Origin of the sequence: Mesorhizobium sp. M0815 (assembly GCF_040319995.1) — a bacterium.
Classification (GTDB): Bacteria; Pseudomonadota; Alphaproteobacteria; order Rhizobiales; family Rhizobiaceae; genus Mesorhizobium.
On sequence record NZ_JAMYOU010000019.1, the window covers coordinates 109,927 to 127,036 of the forward strand.

The 17,110-nt window shown below is 63.1% G+C and carries 17 protein-coding genes; 11 read left to right on the forward strand and 6 right to left on the reverse strand.

Features of this window, described 5'->3' with window-relative positions; all coding sequences use genetic code 11:
• Positions 1–67 precede the first annotated feature (67 nt).
• From NKI01_RS21105 to NKI01_RS21120, 4 genes are read left to right on the forward strand one after another with little or no spacing between them, the layout of a single operon-like run.
• Entirely contained in the window at positions 68–1,609 is a 1,542-nt protein-coding gene (locus tag NKI01_RS21105; RefSeq protein ID WP_352481559.1) for a sugar ABC transporter ATP-binding protein, read from the forward strand.
• On the forward strand, positions 1,606–2,586 hold the full coding sequence (locus NKI01_RS21110) for an ABC transporter permease (protein WP_023721232.1): 981 nt from the start codon (positions 1,606–1,608) through the stop codon (positions 2,584–2,586). Before NKI01_RS21105 ends, NKI01_RS21110 begins: the two co-directional genes overlap by 4 nt.
• Positions 2,583–3,569 carry an ABC transporter permease gene (locus tag NKI01_RS21115; RefSeq protein ID WP_352495779.1) on the forward strand — a complete coding sequence of 329 codons (987 nt, stop codon included), beginning with the start codon at positions 2,583–2,585 and terminating at the stop codon, positions 3,567–3,569. The genes NKI01_RS21110 and NKI01_RS21115 overlap by 4 nt, the downstream gene beginning before the upstream one ends.
• Positions 3,570–3,574: 5 nt before the next feature.
• Positions 3,575–4,120, forward strand: a complete 546-nt coding sequence (locus NKI01_RS21120) for a gluconokinase (RefSeq protein ID WP_352964507.1) — start codon at positions 3,575–3,577, stop codon at positions 4,118–4,120.
• Between the two features lie 108 nt (positions 4,121–4,228).
• Here NKI01_RS21120 and NKI01_RS21125 read toward each other — a convergent pair whose 3' ends face one another.
• Both NKI01_RS21125 and tsaA read right to left on the reverse strand, forming a co-directional pair.
• A complete protein-coding gene (locus NKI01_RS21125) occupies positions 4,229–4,540 on the reverse strand; it encodes a DUF2293 domain-containing protein (RefSeq protein ID WP_352481556.1) in 312 nt (103 codons plus the stop codon).
• Complete coding sequence (gene tsaA / locus NKI01_RS21130) at positions 4,537–5,061, reverse strand: tRNA (N6-threonylcarbamoyladenosine(37)-N6)-methyltransferase TrmO (RefSeq protein ID WP_352495781.1); 525 nt, start codon at positions 5,059–5,061, stop codon at positions 4,537–4,539. Before tsaA ends, NKI01_RS21125 begins: the two co-directional genes overlap by 4 nt.
• Before the next feature lie 139 nt (positions 5,062–5,200).
• Here tsaA and NKI01_RS21135 point away from each other — a divergent pair, with 139 nt between their 5' ends.
• The 4 genes from NKI01_RS21135 (at position 5,201) to NKI01_RS21150 (ending at position 8,872) form a co-directional block, all read left to right on the forward strand.
• Positions 5,201–6,223 (forward strand): ArsR/SmtB family transcription factor, encoded by a 1,023-nt coding sequence (locus NKI01_RS21135; protein ID WP_352495782.1) that lies wholly within the window; start codon positions 5,201–5,203, stop codon positions 6,221–6,223.
• Positions 6,223–7,140 carry a methylenetetrahydrofolate reductase [NAD(P)H] gene (metF, locus tag NKI01_RS21140; RefSeq protein WP_023676795.1) on the forward strand — a complete coding sequence of 306 codons (918 nt, stop codon included), beginning with the start codon at positions 6,223–6,225 and terminating at the stop codon, positions 7,138–7,140. Before NKI01_RS21135 ends, metF begins: the two co-directional genes overlap by 1 nt.
• 604 nt (positions 7,141–7,744) lie before the next feature.
• On the forward strand, positions 7,745–8,182 hold the full coding sequence (locus tag NKI01_RS21145; RefSeq protein ID WP_352495783.1) for an antitoxin Xre/MbcA/ParS toxin-binding domain-containing protein: 438 nt from the start codon (positions 7,745–7,747) through the stop codon (positions 8,180–8,182).
• On the forward strand, positions 8,183–8,872 hold the full coding sequence (locus NKI01_RS21150; RefSeq protein WP_352609101.1) for an RES family NAD+ phosphorylase: 690 nt from the start codon (positions 8,183–8,185) through the stop codon (positions 8,870–8,872).
• 8 nt (positions 8,873–8,880) lie between these two features.
• On the opposite strand, the gene NKI01_RS21155 is transcribed toward NKI01_RS21150, so the two are convergent.
• The gene (locus NKI01_RS21155; RefSeq protein ID WP_352495785.1) at positions 8,881–9,798 is read right to left on the reverse strand and encodes a DMT family transporter; all 918 of its coding nucleotides are present in this window, start codon (positions 9,796–9,798) and stop codon (positions 8,881–8,883) included.
• A 224-nt stretch (positions 9,799–10,022) separates the two neighbouring features.
• Here NKI01_RS21155 and NKI01_RS21160 point away from each other — a divergent pair, with 224 nt between their 5' ends.
• The gene (locus tag NKI01_RS21160) at positions 10,023–11,243 is read left to right on the forward strand and encodes an alanine racemase (protein WP_023721223.1); all 1,221 of its coding nucleotides are present in this window, start codon (positions 10,023–10,025) and stop codon (positions 11,241–11,243) included.
• 150 nt (positions 11,244–11,393) lie between these two features.
• On the opposite strand, the gene NKI01_RS21165 is transcribed toward NKI01_RS21160, so the two are convergent.
• Entirely contained in the window at positions 11,394–12,125 is a 732-nt protein-coding gene (locus NKI01_RS21165; RefSeq protein ID WP_352908850.1) for an SDR family oxidoreductase, read from the reverse strand.
• 123 nt (positions 12,126–12,248) lie between these two features.
• Between NKI01_RS21165 and NKI01_RS21170 the strand changes: the two genes are divergently transcribed.
• Entirely contained in the window at positions 12,249–13,142 is an 894-nt protein-coding gene (locus tag NKI01_RS21170) for a LysR family transcriptional regulator (RefSeq protein ID WP_023721221.1), read from the forward strand.
• 101 nt (positions 13,143–13,243) lie between these two features.
• On the opposite strand, the gene NKI01_RS21175 is transcribed toward NKI01_RS21170, so the two are convergent.
• Together NKI01_RS21175 and NKI01_RS21180 are read right to left on the reverse strand one after the other, a co-directional pair.
• Positions 13,244–14,416 carry a lytic murein transglycosylase gene (locus NKI01_RS21175; RefSeq protein ID WP_023721220.1) on the reverse strand — a complete coding sequence of 391 codons (1,173 nt, stop codon included), beginning with the start codon at positions 14,414–14,416 and terminating at the stop codon, positions 13,244–13,246.
• Between the two features lie 80 nt (positions 14,417–14,496).
• Positions 14,497–15,294 (reverse strand): glycoside hydrolase family 25 protein, encoded by a 798-nt coding sequence (locus NKI01_RS21180; RefSeq protein WP_023721219.1) that lies wholly within the window; start codon positions 15,292–15,294, stop codon positions 14,497–14,499.
• Positions 15,295–15,612: 318 nt separating this feature from the next.
• Between NKI01_RS21180 and NKI01_RS21185 the strand changes: the two genes are divergently transcribed.
• A complete protein-coding gene (locus NKI01_RS21185; RefSeq protein WP_023721218.1) occupies positions 15,613–16,992 on the forward strand; it encodes a serine hydrolase domain-containing protein in 1,380 nt (459 codons plus the stop codon).
• The last annotated feature ends 118 nt before the right edge of the window (positions 16,993–17,110 follow it).

The following is a 17,110-nucleotide window of genomic DNA, read 5'->3' on the forward strand; positions in this document are numbered from 1 at the left end:
GACGCCGCGGGAAATCCCGCGGCGTCGGCGCTCGACATCCTGATTGCCAAGCGCCTGGGGAGGGCCGATGGACGGTGCGGTTCCGCTCTTCCGCATGGAAGGCATATCCAAGCGCTATGGCGGCGTGCGGGCGCTGGAAAAGGCCGAGCTGTCGGTCACTCCAGGCAGCATCCACGCCATTCTCGGCGAGAACGGCGCCGGCAAATCGACGCTGATCAAGGTCATGGCGGGGGTCGTCGCGCCCGACGAAGGCCGCATGATGCTGGACGGAAGCGAAGTGACCTTCGCTTCGCCGGCCGCCGCCAACCAGGCCGGCATCGTGTGCATCTTCCAGGAACTGTCGCTTGTCCCCGAACTCAGCGTGGCTGACAACATCGCCATTTCCGATCCGCCCAAGCGTTTCGGCATGATCGACCGCAAGGCACAGCGCCGCGTTGCGGAAGAAGCCCTGGCTCGCGCCGGCGCCTCCGATATCCATCCACTGGCGCTGGTCAAGGATCTTCCTCTTTCAAGAAGGCAGATGGTCGAGATCGCCAAGGCACTGGCGCGCAAGCCACGCATCCTGATCCTCGACGAGGCGACCTCGGCTCTGACCGCCGCTGACGTCGCCAGGGTTTTTGCCGTGTTGAAGCGGTTGCGTTCGGAAGGGCTGGCGCTGCTCTACATATCGCACCGCATGAACGAGATCGCCGAGCTGGCCGACCAGTGCACGGTGTTCCGCAATGGCCGCAATGTCGCCAGCTATGCGGCCGGCACCAAGAGCGACAATGAGGTCGTCGAACTGATGATCGGGCGCGAATACAGCCACATCTTTCCGCCCAAGCCCGCGCGGGCGGCTGCTACAGCCGCGCCGGTTCTCGAGGCGCGCAGCCTGTCATGGACGGATCGGCTGCACGATGTCTCGCTGTCGGTCGGGGCGGGCGAGGTGGTAGGGCTTGGCGGCCTCGACGGCCAGGGCCAGCGCGAATTGCTGCTCGCCTTCTTCGGTGTGCTGCGCGGCCTGTCGGGCCAAATCCTGATCGACGGCAGGCCGGTGGCGATCGCCAGCCCGGCCGCCGCGCGCGATGACCGGATCGGCATGGCGCTGATCCCGGAGGACCGCAAGACCGAAGGCTTGATGCTGCCGATGACGGTGCGCGAAAACCTCTCCTTCGCCGCCCTTGACCGGCTGTCCAGGGCCGGCATCATCGATCGCGCCGCCGAGCAGCGGCTGATCGACGACATGGTCGGTCTTCTGGCGATCAAGACGGCCGGCCTCGACATTCCGGTCGGCGCGCTGTCCGGCGGCAACCAGCAGAAGGTCGTCATCGCCAAATGGCTGATGCGGCAGCCGCGGATCATCCTGCTCAACGACCCGACACGCGGCATCGATGTCGGGACCAAGCAGGAGCTTTACCAGTTGATGCGCAAGCTTGCCGACCAGGGCGCGGCAATTCTGTTCTATTCGACCGACTATGACGAGCTGATCGGCTGCTGCGACCGGGTGCTGGTGCTCTATGACGGGGCGGTGAAGCGTGAACTGGTCGGCGCCGAAATCACCGAGCGGGCGCTGATCGCCAGCGCGCTCAACATTCACGAAGAGATGCCAAAGCAAGGAGCGGACGCGTGAAGGATTGGCGCTACTGGCTTGCCGAACAGCGCGGAACGCTGCTGGCGTTCGGCATCTTCGTCGTCATGTTCGTCATCTACACCTCGAACCATCCGGCGGGCTTCACCGCCAACGTCGTACAGACGGCTTCGAACAAGGGCGTGCTGCTCGCCTTCGTCGCCATGGCGCAGACGCTGGTGGTGATCACCGCCGGCATCGACCTCTCCGTCGGCATGATCTTCACGCTGACCAACTGCCTGGCGTCGTGGCTGGTCGTCGGCACCGGCATCGAGACCGCCTTCGGCGTCATCGCCGTGCTCGGCACCGGGCTGCTGTGCGGGGCAATCAACGGCGCCATCGTTATCTATGGGCGCCTGCAGCCGATCGTCGCCACCATCGCCACCGGCGCGGTCTATTTCGGCATCGCGCTGCTGCTGCGGCCGTTTCCGGGCGGCTCGGTCAATGAGGGGCTCGCCGACGCGCTGACCGGGCGCCTGTTTGGTATTGTGCCGGCGAGCCTGGTGGCGCTGGTGGCGGTCGTGCTTGTCGTCTGGGTGCCGTTCAGCCGGTCGGTGCTCGGCCGCGCCGCTTATGCAGCCGGCTCCTCGGAGATGGCGGCCTACATGTCCGGCGTGCCGATCCGGCGTGGAAAGTTCGCCGCCTATGCGCTTGCCGGGCTGCTTGCCGCGATCGGCGGGCTGTTCCTGACGTTCTTCACCTATACCGGCGATGCGGCCTATGCGAGCGGCAACGCCTATACGCTGTTTTCAATCGCCGCGGTCGTGCTTGGCGGCGTGTCGCTGTTCGGCGGCAAGGGCAGCGCCATCGGCGCGATCTTCGGCGCGCTTGCCTTCCGCACCATCGGCGACCTGCTGTTCGTCTTCGATTTCGATCCGCTCTGGCAGCCTCTGTTCCAGGGCGTCATCCTGCTGATCGCGGTCAGCCTCGGCGCCTTCGCCCTGTTCCGGGTCCGCAACCGGCTGGAGTGGTTCCTGTGAGCGAAACGACTGTGAGTGGTCTCGCCGGCCGCATGCCGAAATTCCTCCGCCGCGCCGACCCGGCGGTGCTGACGGCGTTCGCTTGTATCGTGCTGCTGCTTTTCCTCGGCAGCCTCTATTCGCGCAGCTTCCTGTCGCCTGAATACCTGTTGCAGCAGCTCAAGGTGGCCTCGTTTCTCGGCGTCATCGCCACCGGCATGATGCTGGTCATCCTGCTCGGCCAGATCGACCTGTCGGTGCCATGGTCGGTGGCGGTCGGCGCCATGATGGCCTGTGCCGCAGCCGCGTACGGCCCTGTCGGCGTGGCGCTTGCCATTCCGTTCGGCATCTTCTGCGGTGTCCTGATCGGCATCGTCAACGGCATTGGCGTCGCCTATCTGCGCATTCCCTCGATGATCATCACGCTCGCCACCAACGCGGTCGCGCAGGGGCTGATGGTGGTCTATACGGGCGGTTTCTCGCCGCAGGATTCGGCAACCGGTGCGATGCGCTATCTGGCGACCGGCTTTGCCGTTCCTGGCGTGCCGAACGCAGTTCTCATCTGGGCGCTGATCGGCGCCGCAATGGTGTTCGTGCTGACCCGCACCGGCTTCGGCCGCACTGTCTACGGCATCGGCAACCGCGAGCGTGCCGCCTATCTTTCCGGCATCGACACACGGCGCGTGGTGATGATCGCCTTTGCGGTTTCGGGCGGGCTCTCGGCCTTCGGCGGCGTGCTGTTGGCCGGCTATGCCTCCAAGGCGGCACAGTCGATGGGCGATGCCTATCTGCTGCCGTCGATCGCTGCCGTGGTGCTCGGCGGCACCTCGATCCTCGGCGGACGGGGCTCGTATCTCGGTACCGTCGCCGGCGTCATCCTGATCACGCTCCTGCAATCCATCCTTTCCGTCATGCAGATGCCGGAGGCGGGGCGGCAGATCATCTACGGCGTCGTCATCGTCGCCATGCTGCTGCTCTATGGCCGCGCGCCGGCAAGCCGCTGACCTGCATGACCGGGAACGACGTGTCATATAAGCCGGCGAGCACTGTTCGAACGATACCCGCCATCGTGGTGATGGGCGTTGCCGGCTGCGGCAAGTCGGTCGTCGGCGAAGCGCTTGCAGCGGCATTGGGCGCCCTCTTTATCGAAGGCGACAGGCTGCATCCGCCCGAAAACGTCGCGCGCATGGCGAGCGGACAACCGCTTACCGACGCGCTGCGCGCAGGCTGGCTCGACGCGATCGGCCAGCGCATGGCCGCGTCGATCGCAAGCGGGCAACGTGTGGTCGCCGCCTGCTCGGCGCTGAAGCGCAGCTATCGCGATCGCCTGCACGGCTTTTGCCCGGATATCGTTTTCGTCTATTTGGAGATCGACCCGGCAACGGCGATGCGGCGCGTCGGCAATCGCAAGGGCCACTTCATGCCGGCAAGCCTGGTCGACAGCCAGTTCGCCACGCTGGAGGCGCCAGCGACGGACGAGGCGGCAATAACCTTGGATGGCACGCGTCCGGTCGCCGACATCGTCGCGACTGCCTTGAGCTTGCTGGCACGCTAGTTTAGCGCCTCGTTCAGTCCTGCAACTTTCGAGATTGGCTGTCATCCCTGGATTTCGCCAATCACAATGGTGAAGAGCGTAGAACTCGACGCGTGTGCTTGCATCGCTCTATGCCTCATCGCCATCGTCGAGCAAGCGGGTGGCGCGCCAGCGGGTGAGCACGATGTTGGTCTGTTCGATGACGAAGAAGCGCGCGGAATCGCGGTCATAGCCTTCGGCCAGCAGCTTTTCGTAGTCGGTGTGCATATGGCGGATGTGGGCTATTGTCGCCAGCCATACGGCAATGCTCGGTGGCAAGGTCTTCATATGCACGGCGCCGGCATCGGCACGGATCTTTTCCATGTCGGCATAGGGCGCCAGCGGCAGGAGCGCTGTCAGTGCCTTGGCGATGGCGCGGCGGCGGCCGGTCGGGGCGCTCACTGCTCATCCGATCTGGGTGACTCGTCCCGCCCGGCCATGGTCGCCTCGGCGAAGGCATCGGTCGAAGCGAAATAGGGCTTGATGTCGATGACCGGCGTGCCGTCGAGCACGTCGATGGCGTCGAGATCGATGCGGCCGATATCGATGTCGACGGCAACCAGCCTGGCTACATGCAGCCCAATTGGGTTCGGCCGGGCAGGGGAGCGCAGTGAAAAGACGCCCTTCGGTTCAACTGCATGGCGGGGTTTCTGGACAATCAGTTGCCGCGGCGCATGGTGCAGCCAGGACAGGATGATCACGTGGCTGGCGCGTTCCAGCCCAAGCAGGCCATCCCGGTAGAGCGGGTCGATGACCAAGTGCGCCGGCTGTCCTGTCTCCCGCGCGGCCCTCATGTTTTTGGGGCAGGTTTCCCGTGTCGTCCAAGGCGAAGCGATGCGGCCGATGAAGACGACATGGCCATCCGGCGGCATCGTTTCCGGGTCGGTTTCCAGAAGCTTTTCGCCGCTGCGCGTTTCGAACATGGTTCTCGCCTCGATGCTTGCGGCTTTGCGCGATCCGCCACGCATGCGTCATTTTCTTGTCCGGAAGCGACATAGCGCTTGCAAGCCTATCAAAATCGACATAAACATATGTTTATATCTTTTCAAAGAGAATGCTCGCATGCATGTCGCTCTCGACACGATGGTAGATACGTTGAAGGCGGCAGCCGAATCCAGCCGGCTGCGTATATTGGCGCTGCTGTCGCGCGGCGATCTAACCGTTTCCGATCTCACCGAAATCCTCGGCCAGTCGCAGCCCCGCGTCTCGCGCCATTTGAAATTGCTGCTGGAGGCCGGGCTGATCGGCCGCTACCAGGAGGGCTCGTGGGCCTTCTTCCGGCTTTCGGATTCCGACACGTCGCGCGATTTCGTGCTCAGGCTGGTCTCCGGCATCCGCGGCGCCGATCCACAGGTCGAGCGTGATCTCGAACGGCTGGCCGCGGTCAAGCGCAAGCGGCAGGACCGGGCCGCCCAATACTTCTCGGTCAACGCCGCAAGCTGGGACCATATCCGTTCGCTGCACGTGCCGGACCGCGCGGTCGAAGCAGCACTCGTAAAGCTCGTCGGCAAGCGGCCGTTCCAGTCGATGCTCGATCTCGGCACCGGCACCGGGCGCCTGCTCGAGATCTTTTCGCCGCTCTATCGGCGCGGTGTCGGCATCGATATGTCGCGCGAGATGCTGACGGTGGCGCGCGCCAATCTCGACAAGGCCGGCGTTTCGAATGCGCAGGTGCGGCAGGGCGATATTTTTGCGCCGCCGGTCGAGCGCGACGCCTTCGATCTCGTTACCATCCATCAGGTGCTGCATTATCTCGACGATCCTGCCCGCGCCATCCGCGAGGCGGCACGGCTGTTGCGCCCGGCCGGCCGGCTGGTGATCGTCGATTTCGCGCCGCACACGCTGGAGTTCTTGCGCGAGGAGCACGCGCATATGCGTCTCGGCTTTTCCGACCGGCAAATCGGCGACTGGTTTTCCGAGGCTGGCCTCAATCTCGAGGACAGCCAGGAATTCGAGCCGCACGGCGGCAACGAGGCCAAGCTCACCGTCAAACTCTGGCTCGGCCGCGATCGGCGCATGCTGATTGCCGAGCCTTCCAACGACAGACAACCGGCCAATGCGTATCCGATAGGGGAAACCGCCTGATGAACCAGTTCCGCTTCTCCCGCCGCCCCGACATCGGCGACAAGGTCAGGGTTTCGTTCGAGTTCTTTCCGCCGAAAAACGACGAGATGGAAGCAAGGCTGTGGGATACGGTCACCCGGCTGGAGCCGCTCAAGCCCAAATTCGTCTCCGTCACTTATGGCGCCGGTGGTTCGACCCGCGAGCGCACGGCCCGCACCGTCAAGCGCATCCTCAACGAAACGACGCTGACGCCGGCGGCGCACATGACTTGCGTCGATGCGGCGCGTCACGAGGTCGATGCGGTGATCCGAGAGTTCGCCGATATGGGCGTCAAGCGTTTCGTCGCCCTGCGCGGCGATCCGGCCGAGGGCGTCGGCGCGGCCTACCGGCCGCATCCGGAAGGCTATGCCAATGGCGCCGAGCTGGTCGACGCGTTGAAGGGCGCCGGCGATTTCGACATATCGGTCTCGGCCTATCCGGAAAAGCATCCGGAAAGCCCGGATTTCGCCACCGACTTCGACATGCTGAAGCGCAAGGCCGACAACGGCGCGACGCGGGCGATCACCCAGTTCTTCTTCGACAACGATCTCTATGAGCGCTATGTCGAGCGGGCACGGCGGGCCGGCATCTACATACCGATCGTGCCGGGCATATTGCCGGTGCACAATTTCACCCAGGTCGCCAACTTCTCGGCGCGGTGCGGCGCCTTGGTGCCGGCATGGCTGGCCGAGCGTTTCGATGGGCTGCAGAACGATCCGCAAACGCATGCGCTGGTGGCATCTGCCGTGGCGGCCGAGCAGGTGCTGGACCTTGTCGAGCGCGGCGTCGGCGATTTCCACTTCTACACGATGAACCGGGCCGATCTGGTCTTTGCCATTTGCCACATGATCGGCATCAGGTCGCACGAAGTCGAGGCGGCGGGATCAGCCGCGGCGTAAGGCGGCAGGCACTTTTTGAAATGTCAAAGATCGGGGGAATGCAAAAGGGCCGGGCAAAATGCCCGGCCTTTTCAATGGTTTGGAATATTCTGTGCTGGTCTTCCCCCGCTCAGCGGCCTTATGGAAGGACGCCCATAATGAGGGCGCCGATGAATGCAAACGCAGCACAAATCATCAATGCGTTGATCGGCCTCGTCAGTCCCATGTCATAGCCTCCTCTTAAAGAGCTATGGCGAGAGTCTAGGGTCATTTGTGCCACAGGCAAGCAGAAACTTTGCTGCAATGCGACGAGATTGTGGAATTTGCGACCTGCCGTTTGCCGTTAGGCATTGAAACTCTTTGTCAAAAGCCGGCCCGGGACCTGTGAATAATTTGTGGCAAAGCCGGGGCAGCAACGAGAATGGCAGCGCTACCGCGGCGGAAATCGGAATCGATTTTCGGACCGACTGAAGATTCGACGCATCCTTTGCGCATCCAACCGGATGCTGCACGCTATACGCACGCTATACGAATGCGGTGGGCAATCGGCAGCGTTGTGAGATAGCCAGGACTTGAATTTTCTGCCAATTGGCAGTATATTGACTGCCAAGTGATGGAGGTCGGAATGAGTGTCGCTTATGCGGTTCGCGATCCTGCAAATCAGGCTTTGCCGGCAAATCTGGCGGATGCCTCGGCACGGGCGCGGCTCACGCCAGCGGCTGTTGCCGGCATCGTCAGGCTCGCAGACATCTGGCATCTGACCAGCGCCGAGATCTGTACCTTGATCGGCGACGTGTCGGAGAGAACCTGGTTCCGCATGAAGAAAGGCGAGTGGGAGGGCGTTCTCTCCCAGGATTCGCTGACACGCATCAGCGCCCTGATCGGCATCTTCAAGGGACTGCGGCTTCTGTTCTCCGAAGCGCTTGCCGATGAATGGGTGCGGTTGCCGAACAAAGGGCCGCTTTATGGTGGCCGGCGCCCCCTGGACGTAATGATCGAGGGCGGCATTCCGAAGCTGCTGCAGGTTCGCCAACATATCGACGCTTTGCGCGGTGGACTTTGAATGCCGATCCCGCCGCGCGCTGACATTTCCCAGCGCGACCCGATCCGGCTCATTTCGACAGGCAGGCTCAAGGAACCGGTCCTGATGCCGTTGGCCAGGAATCATGGAGATTTGGAGGACCTTGCGGAACTCGAAGGGGCCACCAGCGGCCGTCTTCAGGCGCAGCAAGGGGGATTGCCCGACCTCGATCCGCGCGAACTGGTTTTCGGGAGACCGGGCTACACCTTCATCAATGCGGCGTTCGCTTACACCCGTCCGGGCGGCAATCGTTTCAACGATGATGCCAGGGGCGTCTGGTACTGTGCGTTCGATGCGGAAACCGCGCTCGGCGAGGTCTCGTTTCATCTGACGCGCGAGCTTGCCGCGATCGAACGGTTCGAAAACGTCACCGACTATGCGGAGCTCGTTGCCGACTTCATAGGCTCGTTTCACGATCTGCGCGGCGCTGAGTTCAGCAAGGACCCGGTGCTCGATCCGGATACTGCCTTAGCCTATCCTGCCGGGCAGGCGCTGGCGAAGCAACTCCGCAAGCAAGACGCCGCGACCGGTTTTATCTATCCTTCCGTGAGACATGTTGGCGGGACCTGCCTTGCCGCCTTCCATCCAGATCTCGTTCAGAATCTCCGGCAAGGCGGTATCTGGCGTCTGGAATGGCAGGGTTCATCTGTTCCGGCGATCACGCCCATATAGCGCCATCTCTAACGCCGCCCGAACAGGCGACCGTCGATGGTGACGAGGCCAAGCGCAATCAGCGCCATGCCGCCCAATTCGAACAGTTCGAGCCACTCGCCCAGGAACAGGAAGCCGAGCAGGATGGCACTGGCCGGCACGATGAGCGTGACCAGCGAGGCGTTGGTGGCGCCGGCCGAGGCGACAAGGTTGAAATAGAGGATATAGGCGAAGGCGGTCGACAGCAGCGCCAGCGCCAGCACCGCCGCCCAGACCGGCGGCGAAGCCGAGAACAGATTGGCGGTCCCGTAGGTGAACAGAACGACCGGGATCATGATGATGGTCGAGCAAGTCAATTGTCCGGTGGCAATGACCGGTGACGGCACACCCTTGAAGCGGCGGGCAATCATCAGCGCAACCGCATAGGATAGTGACGCTCCGATGAGCGCGAATTTCGCCCAGACCGGGCCGCCGAGCCCGGCGACGAGGCCGGGACCGATCATCACCGCCGTTCCCGCGATACCGAGGGCGATGCCGGCAAGCTTGTTCCACGACAGCTTTTCGTCGCTGGTCAGGGCGTTGGCGAGGATCAGCGTCCAGAACGGCGTCGTCGAATTGAGCACCGAGGCGACGCCGGCGCCAAGCTCGGTCTGGCCGGCAAAGATCAGCGAGAAAGGGATGACATTGTTGGCGAGCGCCAGCAGGAAGAACAGGCCGGCATGCGGCAAAGCGAGGCGAAAGGATGGGCCGCGAACCGCAAGATAGAGCTGAAGTGCCGCCGCCGCGATGGTGACGCGGAACAGCACCAGCACCAGCGGAGGAAGTTCCGCCACCGCAATGCGGGCAAAGAAGAACGAACCGCCCCAGATGGCGCCGAGCAGCAGAAGCTGCGCCCAGTCCTTGAGCACCATCGGCCCGCGCATCGTGGTGGTGGCAGCTATCGCCATTGGTCGTCCTCCCAGACGAGATGCCTTGCTCTTCAGGCGTCTGTTCACGCCATACCCGATCCGGCCGCAAGGGCCACCCGAAACCTGAGCGATGGCCTAGCTCGCCCATAACCGGCGTACAGAAAGGCGTAGCGCCGCGAAGCCGGGGCGGCGAGACATAGAATTGTTTTCATTAGCCGCTAGCTTGGATTAATTGTGCGCAGCCTCAGTCAAGGGATTCGTCCATGCAGCGATTCGAAAATGCCCGCGAGGCAGCGCTGGCGCTGCGCCCGGACGATCCGATCTATTGCTTCCGCCCGCAGGTGCTGAAGGCGGACGCCAAACAGTTCATGGGCATGTTTCCCGGCAAGACCGCCTATGCGGTCAAGACCAATGGCGAGCAGATCGTGCTCAACGCACTGGTCGAGGCCGGCGTCAGCGCCTTCGATGTGGCCTCGCCCGGCGAATTCGCTGCCGTGCGCGCCGTCTCGCCGGACGCCGAGATGCTCTACATGCACCCGGTCAAGGCGCAGTCGGACATCAGGCTGGCGCTGGAAAAGTACGCCATTCGCGTCATTTCGCTCGACCATGAGGACGAGATCACCAAGCTGACCAGGGTGGTGCGGGCGCTCGACATCGATCCGGGCGCGATCACCGTGTTCGTGCGCATCCAGACGAAAGGCTCGGCGGCCTACGAACTGTCGAAGAAGTTCGGCGCCGGACCGGCCAATGCGGTGGAACTCGCCGAACGGCTGAACCGAACCGGCTACAAGGTCGGGCTGTGCTTTCACGTCGGCAGCCAGATCGAGGATCCCGACACCTATGAGCGGGCGCTGGCTTCGGCCGACTGGGTGCGCAACCGCGTCGGTTTCGACATTGCCGGGCTCGATGTCGGCGGCGGCTTTCCGGCCGAATATGGCCATGACCCGAACAGCCGCAAGCCGGAGATGCCGTCGCTCGGCCAGATCATGTCGCGATTATCGGGCGACCTCCAGGAGTACCAATTCGACCAGATGCCGCTGGTGGCCGAGCCCGGCCGGGTGATCGTGGCGCGCTGCCTGTCGCTGATCGTGCGCGTGCTGCTGCGCAAGGGCAAAAGGCTCTACATCAATGACGGCATCTGGGCGTCGCTGTCGGATTCATGGACCGGCAAGATCACGCTGCCGGCGCGCTTCATCCCCGATCCGGCGATCCGCTCGCGCAATGGCGAGGACAAGACCATCGTACCCTTCAAGGTCTGCGGCGCGACCTGCGATTCCGTCGATATATTGTCGCGGCCGTTCTGGCTGCCCGAAACCGTCGATACCGGCGACTGGATAGAGATCGGCCATATCGGCGCCTACTCGCTGTCGCTCAGGACACGGTTCAACGGCTTCTATCCCGACACCTTCGTCGAGGTGGCAACGCCATTCGACGAAGGCGACGCGCCGCAAGGGTTCGCCAGCCTCGAGACGATGGCGGATTAGTGAATAGTGAATAGTGAATAGTGAATAGTGAATAGTGAATAGTGAATAGTAGTAGCTCTTGTGCTCTGCGCGGCTCAGGTGTTGTTCTTTTCACCATTCACCATTCACCATTCACCATTCACCATTCACCATTCACCATTCACCATTCAGTCAGGCTACTCCGCCGCCGGCCTGGATGTTCTCGCCGGTCAGCCAGCGAGCTTCGTCCGAAGCCAGGAAAACCGCGACATCGGCGACGTCGCGCGGCCCTCCGATCCGGCCGAAGGGCGACATGCCGGCGGCCACGGCCCGGTCCCGCTCCGGAAGCAGGTCGGTGTCGGTGAAGCCTGGCGAAAGCGCATTCACGGTAACGGCGCGCGGGCCGAGTTCGCGCGAGAGGACGCGGACGAACTGCTCGACGGCTCCCTTACTGCCGAGATAAAGCGCCGTGTGCGTGAAGAACATCTTCGTTCCACCGGTGGAGACGGCAATGATGCGGCCACCGTCGCGAACGCGGCGCGCCGCTTCCTGAAGCGTGAAGAAGGTGCCCTTGGCATTGGCCCCGAACACATGATCGAAGTCCGCTTCGGTGGCCTCGACGAGCGGCTTTATGACGGCGACGCCGACATTGGCTACGACGATGTCAATCGGCCCCATCTGCCGTTCGGTTTCGTCGAACAACTTGCGAATGTCGGGGATGCTGGAGACGTCCGCCTGCATGGCGACGGCTTTTCCGCCAATCCCTTCAATGGCGGCAACGACTTCCCTGGCTGCTTTCTCGTTGCCGACATAGTTGACGACCACGGCAGCACCCTTGGCCGCGAGCCCCTCGGCGATGGCGCGTCCGATGCCGCGCGAGCTGCCGGTCACAAGTGCGGTCTTGCCTTCGAGTGGACGATGCATGGCTGTTCCTTCGTCTGGCTACGGCCGCCTCGATCGAGCGGCGTTCCGGGGAAAAGCTAGGGGCATGCTATTGCTCAGAGAATAGCCTATTATCTAACTGACTTGTTAAGCCTGAGGTACATAATGCGAGGAAGCGAGTTTTCCGAACTCACGGCATTTGCAGCAATCATCGAAGAGGGAAGCTTTGTCCGCGCCGCGGCCAAGCTCAGGATTTCGCCTCCAGCACTCAGCCAGACGATACGTGGGCTGGAAGAGCGTCTCGGTGTCCGCCTGCTTAACCGCACCACGCGCAGCATGTCGCCGACCGCTGAGGGCGAGAAGCTGTTTGCCCGCATCGCACCGGCATTCGGCGAACTGGAAGGCGCCGTCGCGGACGCGCATGCATCACGCGGCCGGCCAGCAGGCTCGCTGCGCATCAATGTTCCGCGCATCGCCGCCACGCGTTTCATCGCGCCGATCCTCGGCGATTTCCGCCGCGCCTATCCCGATATCGCCCTCACAATCATTGTCGACGACATGCTCACCGACATCGTCGAGGGCCGCTTCGATGCTGGAATCAGACTGGGTGAGCGGCTGCACAAGGATATGGTGGCTGTGAAGCTCAGCGAGGAGCTCGAGATGGCTGCAGTGGCGGCGCCGAGGTATCTGCAGCATCACCCGATACCCCGTCACCCCGCGGACCTGCATCAGCACCAGTGCATCAATTTCCAGTGGCCGAGCGGCGGCAATCTCTACCGGTGGGAGTTCGCCCGAGGCCAACGTGCCCTGGAAGTGGCCGTCAGCGGTGGCCTGACGGTCAACGATACGGACCTGATGATCGGGGCGGTTCTGGATGGGGTCGGCGTGGCGTACATGCTGGAATACCAGGTCCGGCCGTGGATCGAAGCGGGAAAGCTCATCCGCTTTCTCGAAGCCTGGTCGCCGAGATTTCCGGGTTTTTATCTATATCACGCAAGTTCCCGGCAGGTTCCCGCGCCGCTGCGAGCCTTCATCGATTTCTTGCTTGCCAGGCGGTGATGTGAATAGTGAATAGTGAATAGTGAATAGTAGTAGCTCTGGTGTTCAGTGCGGCTCCGGTGCTATTCTTTTCACCATTCACCATTCACCATTCACCGCCCTCACAGCCCCGCCAGCAGCTCGAGCGTCGGCCAGCCGTCGACCGGCAGGCCCAGCCGCATCTGCTCCTTGCGGATCGCTTCGCGGGTGTTGGTGCCTAAAATGCCGTCGACGGTGCCGACGTCATAGCCTTTCGCCTCGAGCTTGGTCTGTAGCGCCTTCATCTGGTCGCCGTTGAGGCCGGGTTCCGGGTTGCGCGGATCGAATCGCGGCGCGCCCCCCAGCCGGGCGGCAAGATTTGCCGCGGTCAGGGCATAGGTGAAGGATTGGTTCCACTCGAGATAGACGTCGAAATTGTCGTAGGTCAGGAAGGCTGGCCCCTTGCGACCCATGGGCAGCGCCAGGCCGGCCTTCAGGCCGTTGTCGAGAAGCGGCGTACCGTCGGGCCTGGTAACGCCCCACTGGGTCCATTGCATCAACGGCAGCTTGTTGGTGCGTCCCGTCTGCTCCCACGGCAAATCGTCGGGCACACGGACTTCCTCGATCCAGGGCTGGTCGCGCTTCCAGCCGCGCGACTGGATCTTGCTGGCCGTGCTCATGATCACATCAGGCGCGCTGCCGCGCAGGTCGACCAGGCCATTGCCGTCGCCGTCCACGCCGTGGCCGAGATAGTCGGAAGGCAACATCTGCGTCTGGCCGATCTCGCCGGCCCAGGCACCGGTCACGTCGGCCGGCACCACGCCGCGATCGATCAGCATCAGCAGCGGCACGATCTGCGGCCGGAACAACTGCGGGCGGCGGCAGTCATGCGAGAGGCTGACCAGTGCGTTCAGTGTGTGGAAATCGCCTTGCACGGCGCCAAAATCGGTTTCCAGGGCCCAGAAAGCAGCGATGACCGGCGCCTGGACGCCGAATTCGCGATCGGCGCGGGCAAAGATCTCGGCATATTTTTGCAGATTGGCCGCGCCTTGCTTCAGTCGATGCGACGAGATCATGCGGTTCGAGAATTCGATGAAGGTCTGGGTGAAGACGCCCTGGGCGCGGTCGCGTGCCAGCGCCTTCTCATCGAGGGTGGCGTTTTCCAGCGCATCAAGGCCGGCAGCGCCGACGCCGGCCGCCCTGGCCTCCGCCGCCACGCCCTGCTTCCATGCCTCGAAATCGCCGCCGCATTGCTGTGCCGCGGCCGGCACGGCGGTCAGGAGCAGCGCCGCGAGAATTCCAAAGCGCGATCGCATCGCCATCCTTCCGAGAAGATTACCAGCGGTTGCGGGTATTCGTCATTGGCTGTGTCGAAAAGCAGGCGGCAGGCCTGGTGTCAACGGGTGTTCTGCCGCAACCACTTCTTCCAGGCGGCTTCGGAGCCGTTGAAGACGTTGATGTCGGCGTTTCCGGCCATGCCCGGCACGACGCCCGTTCCGGTATACTGCCAGAAGGTGAATGGATGGCTGCCGTATTTCTGGCGCGGGTGCCCGGCGACGGAGCGCAGCCAGTAGGGGTAGGCCCGGAAACCCGATAGACCATTATCTTCGAAGAAGTCGACCGACGTGTAGATGATCGGCTTCTTGCCGTAGTGTTTTTCGACGATTTTGAGGAATGTGCTCATCTCGCTGCGTACCGTGGCGGAATCTGGCCGCAGCTTGCAGGTCGGCGATTTCGGGTTCCATTCCATGTCGAGAACGGGCGGCATCGCCGAACTGTCTTTGGGCACGTTCTGGATGAACCAGCGCGCCTGGGTAGCGGCCGGCGTGCAAAAGTAGAAGAAATGATAGGCGGCACGGGGGATACCCGAGGCCTTCGTGCGGCTCCAATGCTCGTTGAAAGCTTCATCGAACCGGTCTCCGCCTTCGGTAGCCTTGATAAAGGCAAAGGAGATGCCGCTGGCCCTGGCCGCCGGCCAGTCGATCGATGTCTGGTATTTGGAGACGTCGGTGCCGTGGACGGCGTAGCTCCACGGTGCGCCGCTATCCCATTCATGCGGGTCGGAATCGGCAAAACGGGGCGCGCGTACCGCAACCGTCGGGGCGCTGGACGACGACAGCGATGGCGTCAGATCATCGACCGTCGAGCAGGCACCAAGCAGCATCAGCGTGATGAGGACCGCGAAACGGCGCATCGCTACTTCCCGAGCCGGTTTCAGCCGGCCGCTGATGGGTCTTTCCGCGGGTGGCCCCTCGACCGGGCGCGACGCGTTTGAAACTGACTTACGCGAAGCGCCTGGATCTTCGTTTCATGCATTCCCAAACCGTTGCGCAGTTTGGGACACATGCATGCAAGCCCAGCCGGACGATCACCCCACAGAATCGCCCAGTCCCTCGTGATCGCCGATCATGGTTGATATTCGGTTGACGGCGCTCGACAAGAGCCGCGATTTTGCCGAAACAATGGCGGCAAATCGATGACATAGATCGCGCTCGGGGGGAATTCGAAAAAAATGCAGATCCTTCTGAAGTTCGTCAAATGGCTGCTGGGCCTGGCTGTGCTGGCCGCTGCGATGCTCGCCGGCTGGCTGTATTTCGCGCCGCCGGAACTGATCCGCGTCGGTTCCGGCTATTCGGCCAAGATCGTCTGTTCGAACGTCTTCATCGCAGGGCGAGACGCCGACGACGTGCTCGCCGTCGATGTGCAGGCGCCGGGCCATCCGCTGCTGAAGCTGATGAGAGTGTCGGTGGACAAGGAGAAGGGAACGGTTTCGGCGGGCCTGTTCGGCGGGCTCGGCAAGAGTGTCGCGGTCGCCCGCGACGGGCTCGGCTGCGCCTCGGTTCCCGACAGCGATATTGCCGCCGCCAAGGCTGTCGCGGGAGTTGCACCGACGCCGGCGCCGCTGCCCGATGCGATCTGGCCGGAGGGCGACAAGGCCGATGCCTCGCAGGATCCCGAGGTCACGGCAATCCTCGACGATCCGGCATTGACCGGTGCTGGCATGCGGGCGGTGGTGGTGGTCAAGAACGGCCGCATCGTCGCAGAGCGCTATGGCGACGGCTTTTCCGAAAAGACCCCGCTACTGGGCTGGTCAATGACCAAGACGGTGAATGCGGCGATCGTCGGCACGCTGATGAAGGACGGCAAGCTGGCGATCACCAACCAGGGCCTGTTTCGACCCTGGCAAGCAGATGGCCGTGCCGTGATCAGCCTCGCCGACATGATGGCAATGTCGAGCGGACTGGAATTCAACGAGGATTATGGCGACGTCGCCGATGTGACGCGCATGCTCTATCTCGAACCGGACATGGCAGGCTTTGCCGGATCCAAGCCGCTGACCGGCGAGGTCGGCAAGGTGTTTTCCTATTCGAGCGGCACGGCGGTGATGCTGTCCCGATTGTGGCAGGACGCGATCGGCGACAAGGACAAGGCGCTGGCGTGGCCGAGGGTCGCGCTGTTCGATCCGCTCGGCATGCGGAGCGCGGTGCTAGAGGCCGACGAGCACGGCACCTTCGTCGGCTCGTCCTATCTCTATGCCACGGCACGCGACTGGGCGCGCTTCGGCCAATTCCTGCTGCAGGGTGGCGTCTGGAACGGCAAGGCGATCCTGCCCGCCGGCTTCGTCGACTGGATGCGGGAACCGGCAACTGCCTCGAAGGTCTACGGCAAGGGACAATTATGGATAGAAGGGCCAGGCGACGAGGAAAATCCCGGCGCCGGCATTGCCGCCGGCCTGCCCAAGGACACCTACTGGATGGAGGGGCATGACGGGCAAACGGTTGCCATCATTCCCTCCGAGCAGCTGGTTGTGGTGCGGCTCGGCCTGACGCCGGCCAGGCTCGGCTACCGGCCGCAGGTAATGGTGGCGGCGCTGGTCAAGGCGCTGCATTAGGCTGTATCGATATTCAGGTGATACCGGCCTGCAAACGGCGGTTTCCTGCGCTTCCGGCCTTCGCCGGCCAAAGCACTCATGAGCGGTCGTGGCAGTTAAGGCTACGGCCGGCGTAGGC

What these genes read in the sequence shown, in the direction of transcription:
- NKI01_RS21105 (WP_352481559.1), top strand. Translation starts at nt 68, where the DNA reads ATGGACGGTGCGGTTCCGCTCTTCCGCATGGAAGGCATATCCAAGCGC.
- NKI01_RS21120 (WP_352964507.1), top strand. Translation starts at nt 3,575, where the DNA reads ATGACCGGGAACGACGTGTCATATAAGCCGGCGAGCACTGTTCGAACG.
- tsaA (WP_352495781.1), bottom strand. Translation starts at nt 5,061, where the DNA reads ATGTTCGAAACGCGCAGCGGCGAAAAGCTTCTGGAAACCGACCCGGAA.
- NKI01_RS21135 (WP_352495782.1), top strand. Translation starts at nt 5,201, where the DNA reads ATGCATGTCGCTCTCGACACGATGGTAGATACGTTGAAGGCGGCAGCC.
- metF (WP_023676795.1), top strand. Translation starts at nt 6,223, where the DNA reads ATGAACCAGTTCCGCTTCTCCCGCCGCCCCGACATCGGCGACAAGGTC.
- NKI01_RS21145 (WP_352495783.1), top strand. Translation starts at nt 7,745, where the DNA reads ATGAGTGTCGCTTATGCGGTTCGCGATCCTGCAAATCAGGCTTTGCCG.
- NKI01_RS21150 (WP_352609101.1), top strand. Translation starts at nt 8,183, where the DNA reads ATGCCGATCCCGCCGCGCGCTGACATTTCCCAGCGCGACCCGATCCGG.
- NKI01_RS21155 (WP_352495785.1), bottom strand. Translation starts at nt 9,798, where the DNA reads ATGGCGATAGCTGCCACCACCACGATGCGCGGGCCGATGGTGCTCAAG.
- NKI01_RS21160 (WP_023721223.1), top strand. Translation starts at nt 10,023, where the DNA reads ATGCAGCGATTCGAAAATGCCCGCGAGGCAGCGCTGGCGCTGCGCCCG.
- NKI01_RS21165 (WP_352908850.1), bottom strand. Translation starts at nt 12,125, where the DNA reads ATGCATCGTCCACTCGAAGGCAAGACCGCACTTGTGACCGGCAGCTCG.
- NKI01_RS21170 (WP_023721221.1), top strand. Translation starts at nt 12,249, where the DNA reads ATGCGAGGAAGCGAGTTTTCCGAACTCACGGCATTTGCAGCAATCATC.
- NKI01_RS21175 (WP_023721220.1), bottom strand. Translation starts at nt 14,416, where the DNA reads ATGCGATCGCGCTTTGGAATTCTCGCGGCGCTGCTCCTGACCGCCGTG.
- NKI01_RS21180 (WP_023721219.1), bottom strand. Translation starts at nt 15,294, where the DNA reads ATGCGCCGTTTCGCGGTCCTCATCACGCTGATGCTGCTTGGTGCCTGC.
- NKI01_RS21185 (WP_023721218.1), top strand. Translation starts at nt 15,613, where the DNA reads ATGCAGATCCTTCTGAAGTTCGTCAAATGGCTGCTGGGCCTGGCTGTG.